Origin of the sequence: Saccharomonospora iraqiensis subsp. iraqiensis (assembly GCF_000430445.1) — a bacterium.
Classification (GTDB): Bacteria; Actinomycetota; Actinomycetes; order Mycobacteriales; family Pseudonocardiaceae; genus Saccharomonospora; species Saccharomonospora iraqiensis.
Window position 1 is genome coordinate 29961 of sequence record NZ_KE387097.1, and the last position, 4822, is coordinate 34782.

The window sequence follows — 4822 nt, forward strand, 5'->3', positions numbered from 1 at the left end:
CCGCCCGGGCCCGGTCACGCGCCGACGGGTGCCGCCCGCCGTTTGCGCGGCTCCCACCACGCCCGGTTGTCCGCGTACCAGCGCACCGTGTCGGCGAGCCCGTCGGCGAAGGCCACCCGCGGCCGGTAACCCAGCTCCGCACGGATCTTGCCGGTGTCGACGGAGTACCGCCGGTCGTGGCCCGAACGGTCGGTGACCGGCCGGACCATGTCCCAGTCCGCCCCGACGGCCGCCAACAGCCGCCCGGTCAGCTCCCGGTTCGTCAGTTCCGTGCCACCGCCGATGTTGTAGATCTCGCCCGGCCTGCCCCGCCCGGCCACCAGCTGGATACCCCGGCAGTGGTCGTCGACGTGCAGCCAGTCCCGGACATGGAGCCCGTCACCGTACAGCGGCACCGGCCTGCCGTCGAGCAGGTTCGTCACGAACAGCGGGACCATCTTCTCCGGGAACTGGTACGGCCCGTAGTTGTTCGAGCACCGGGTGATGCACACCGGCAGCCCGTGCGTGCGGTGGTACGCGCGGGCGAGCAGGTCGGACGACGCCTTCGACGCCGAGTACGGGGAGTTGGGCTCCAGCACGTGGTCCTCGGTCCACGAGCCCTCGTCGATCGTGCCGTACACCTCGTCGGTGGACACGTGCACGAACCTGCCCACACCCGCCTGCAGCGCCGCCTGCAGCAGGGTCTGCGTCCCGACGACGTTGGTCGTGACGAAGTCGGCCGCACCCGCGATCGAGCGGTCCACGTGCGACTCCGCGGCGAAGTGCACGACCAGGTCGACGCCGGAGGTCAGCTCCGCGACCAGCCCGGCGTCGGTGATGTCACCCCGGACGAAGCGCAGCCGGGGGTCGTCGGCCACCGGGGCCAGGTTCTCCTCGCACCCGGCGTAGGTGAGTTTGTCGAGCACGATCAGTTCGGTCGGCTCCGGGGGCGGGTAGGCACCCGAGAGCACCTGCCGCACGTAGTGCGACCCGATGAACCCGGCACCGCCGGTGACCAGAACCCGCATGTGTCCTCCCCTTTTCGGCTCACGGGGCAGTCTGCCACGACGCCGGGAGACACCGGAGGCAACGTCCGGGCAACGTTTCCGCCCGTTCCGACGTCTTCATTCCGGGAAGATCAGTAATGTGGGCGAGGCGAAACACGCGGGGAGGGAGCCACGTGACCGACGCGGCACCGGAGTCGGCCGACGTGCCGGACGCACGCGGCCGCCGCGCACGGGCGGGCACCGTCGGCCGTGCCGGTGGCCGGACCGTCCTCGCGCTGCTCTCCGTGCTGGTCCTGGCGGTGACCTGTTACGGCTGGTACTTCGTCGGCGACGTGAACTCCGGCGTGAACACGACGAACGTGTTCGACAAGGAACCGGGTGCCGAACCGCTCGACGGCGCCGTGGACATCCTCCTGGTCGGCATGGACAGCCGCACCGACGCGCAGGGCAACCCCCTCCCCCGTGAGGTGCTGGACAAGCTGCACGCGGGTGAGGTGGAGGGCAACCGCCAGACCGACACCATGATCCTCGTCCACATCCCGCAGGACGGCAGCAGCGCGGTGGCGATCTCCTTCCCCCGCGACGCCTGGGTGGAACTGGCCGGCGGCTACGGCAACAACCGGCTCAACAGTGCCTTCCGGCACGCCTACCGGGACACCCTGGAGACACTCCGGGCGGAGGGCGCCTCCGAGGACGAGATCGAGACCGAGGCCGAACAGGCGGGACGGCGCAACCTGATCGCCACGATCGAGAAGCTCCTGGGCAGGCCGGGAATGATCGACCGCTACGCCGAGGTCAACCTGGCCAGCTTCTACGAGGTCACGAAGGCGCTCGACGGCGTCCGGGTGTGTCTGAAGAACCCCGTCCAGGAGGAGAAGTCCGGAATCGACCTGCCCGCCGGGGAGCAGACGCTGAAGGGTGCGGACGCACTGTCGTTCGTCCGGCAGCGGATCGGACTCCCCCGTGGTGACCTCGACCGGATCGACCGTCAGCAGGCGTACCTGTCCGGGGTCGCCCGGAAGATGATCTCCAGCGAGGTGCTGCTGGACCCGGCCCGGCTGTCCGGCGTGATCGAGGCCGTGCAGAAGTCGGTGGTCATCTCCGAGGACTGGGACCTGCTCCGGTTCGCCAACCAGATGCGCGGCCTGTCCGGCGGCGACATCGAGTTCCACACCATGCCCGTCACCGGGGACGTCTACGTGGGCGCCGCCGAGGTGCTCGGGGTCGACGAGGCCGAGGTGCGGTCGTTCGTCGACGACCTGGTGGGCGAGCCCACCGACCCGGACCGTGAGCTCCCGGACACGGTCGAGGGTGCGGAGAACTTCACCGTCGACCTCTACAACTCCTCCGGGGAGAGCGGTCTGGGGCAGCGGGCCCGCGACGTCCTGGCCGGGCAGGGTTTCGGCGGTGCGAGCTACGCCGACACCGCCGCGCGCGGGAGCAGCGTGCTCGAGTACGCCGACGGCGCCCGCGCCGGTGTCGAGGCGATGCGCACCGCGTTGGCCACCGACCTGCCCGCCGAGCGCAACAACTCGCTGGCCCCGGGGACGCTGGTGTTGCGGATGGGGACGGACTTCACCCTCCCCGAGCCGGGACGCGGCGGTGCGGACGACGACCGGGCGGAGGCCGCACCCGACGGCGAGCCCCGCGGCTCCGGTGAGGGCGCGGGCGACCCGGCGGGGACCGCGACCGGCGAGAGTGGCACCGATGAGCAGGGTGGCACCGACGAGCAGGGTGGCACCGGTGAGCAGGGCGGAACCGACCGGCAGGGGGACGGGGAACGCGCTCCGGGGGACGAGGGCCCCGTCACTGCGGGCGGTGTTCCGTGCGTGAACTAGGGTGAGCCGCCGGTAACCGGCACGCGGGTGGGAGGGGAACCACCGTGGATTCCGAGGACGGACGCGACGACGCCGACGCGGCGGGAACGCGATCGTCGGGCGAGGAGCACGACCGGGACGGCGGCGACGGGCCACCCGCCCCCGGGAACGGGGAGGGTCGGGACCGTGACGACGCCCCCGACCCGGGGGACACCGCCGACCCCGGGGACACCGGGGAATCCGGGGGCACCGCTGACACCGGGGACATCCCCGGGTCCGGGGACGCCTCGGAGTCCGGGGACACCCCTGATCCGGGGGACGCCCCGGGATCGGGGGACGAGGCCCCCGACGTCGATGCCCGCGCCGGTGGGAACGACGACGGGGAGCACGGCCGGGACGGCGGGGACGGGCACGCGGTGCCGTCCCCCGTGCCCCGGACGGAGCGGGAGGCGCCCGACGAACCCCGCCGTCGCACGGGCGCGGCACCCGCACGGGGGGCCGCGCGGACGCTGGCGGCGCTGTCGTCGGTGCTCGTCCTGGTGGTGACCGGCTACGCCCACACCATGCTGGACAGCATCCAGAACGGGATGAACACCACCGACGCGGTCCGGCTGAACGCGCCGGACGCCGGCGACGGGTCCGCCGGCGACGGGGACGACGCCGCGCGCCTGCCCGAGGACGACGGCGCCACCGACATCCTGCTCGTCGGCGCGGACGCACGGACCGACATGCAGGGCAACCCGCTCCCGTACCGGGTGCTCAAGCAACTGCGCACGGAGAGCAAGCCCGGGGTGAGCACGGACACGCTGATCCTGCTGCGCTTCCCGGACGACGGGTCGGCCCCCACCGGCATCTCCATTCCCCGGGACAGCTGGGTCGACGTGCCCGACGGCGGACACGACAAGATCAACGCCGTGTACGGGGACGCCAAGCGTGCGGCCACGTCCCGGCTACGCGCCGAGGGGGTCACCGACGACGCCGAACTCAACCGGCGGTCCGATCAGGACGGACGCTGGGCACTGGTGCGGACGGTGCAGGAGCTGACCCGGGTGCGGGTCGACCACTACGCCGAGGTGAACCTGCTCGGTTTCTACCTGCTCACCGAGGCCCTCGGCGGGGTGCGGGTCTGCCTGAACCACGCGACGTCCGACCCGGACTCCGGGGCGAACTTCCGCGCGGGCCCGCAGGTGGTCTCCGGCGGCGAGGCCCTGTCGTTCGTGCGGCAACGGAAGAACCTGCCTCGCGGCGACCTCGACCGCATCACGCGCCAGCAGGTGTTTCTGGCCTCCGCCCTGGACACGGTGCTCTCCGCGGGCACGCTCACCGACTCCGACCGGCTGGCGAAGCTGACCGACGCGGTGCGCCGTTCCCTCGTGCTCGACTCCGACCTGGATCTGCTCGGCTTCGCCGACCGGGTGAAGGGCATCGCCTCCGGCGACATCACCTTCACCACCGTCCCGGTCGAGGACATCACCGCGCGGAGCCCGGACGGCAGGCAGAGCATCGTCCGCGTGGACCCGGCGGCCGTCCGGGAGTTCGTGGCCGCGGCGGTCGGCCGCGGGGACGCCCCGGACACCCCGTCCGGCGGCGGATCGGGACCGGTCGGCATCCCGGTCCCCCGGCAGATCACCGCCGACGACGTCCCCTGTGTGAACTGACGCGGGAGCCGGACGCCTCCCGCACCCGGCCCGGTCCGGACGGCGGGCGTTAGGTTGGCCGGTATGAGCCTGACCGAGCACCTGTTGCGTGGCCTGCTGTCCACGTCGGCGGCGCGTCCGCTGATCACCCACTACGACGACGCGGCGGGCAGCCGCGTCGAACTGTCCACGGCCACGCTGGCCAACTGGGCGGCCAAGACGGCGAACTGGCTGGTCGAGGAGTTCGACGTGGAGCCGGGGGAGAAGGTCGTCGTCGACCTGCCCGCGCACTGGCAGACCGCGGGTGTGCTGCTCGGCGCGTGGTGGTGCGGGGCGCACGTGGTCGGCCCCGCGCGGCCGGGCGAGTCCGCCCCCGGGGCCG

At 72.6% G+C, this 4822-nt stretch carries 4 protein-coding genes; 3 read left to right on the top strand and 1 reads right to left on the bottom strand.

Annotated features, from left to right (window positions below):
• Positions 1–14: 14 nt before the first annotated feature.
• On the bottom strand, positions 15–1007 hold the full coding sequence (gene rfbB, locus ACTIR_RS0113650) for a dTDP-glucose 4,6-dehydratase (protein WP_026454704.1): 993 nt from the start codon (positions 1005–1007) through the stop codon (positions 15–17).
• 152 nt (positions 1008–1159) lie between these two features.
• On the opposite strand from rfbB, the gene ACTIR_RS0113655 reads away from it, so the two are divergent.
• The 3 genes from ACTIR_RS0113655 to ACTIR_RS23310 all read left to right on the top strand — a co-directional run.
• Complete coding sequence (locus ACTIR_RS0113655; protein ID WP_026454705.1) at positions 1160–2824, top strand: LCP family protein; 1665 nt, start codon at positions 1160–1162, stop codon at positions 2822–2824.
• Positions 2825–2868: 44 nt separating this feature from the next.
• Positions 2869–4461: an LCP family protein gene (locus tag ACTIR_RS23305; RefSeq protein WP_026454706.1), complete on the top strand. Its 1593-nt coding sequence runs from the start codon at positions 2869–2871 to the stop codon at positions 4459–4461.
• A 63-nt stretch (positions 4462–4524) separates the two neighbouring features.
• Positions 4525–4822: TIGR03089 family protein (locus ACTIR_RS23310; protein ID WP_267879490.1), on the top strand; the 298-nt coding region annotated here is incomplete at its 3' end.

Bases quoted from the DNA above. Each gene is read 5' to 3' on its own strand.
- rfbB (WP_026454704.1), bottom strand. From the start codon at position 1,007: ATGCGGGTTCTGGTCACCGGCGGTGCCGGGTTCATCGGGTCGCACTAC.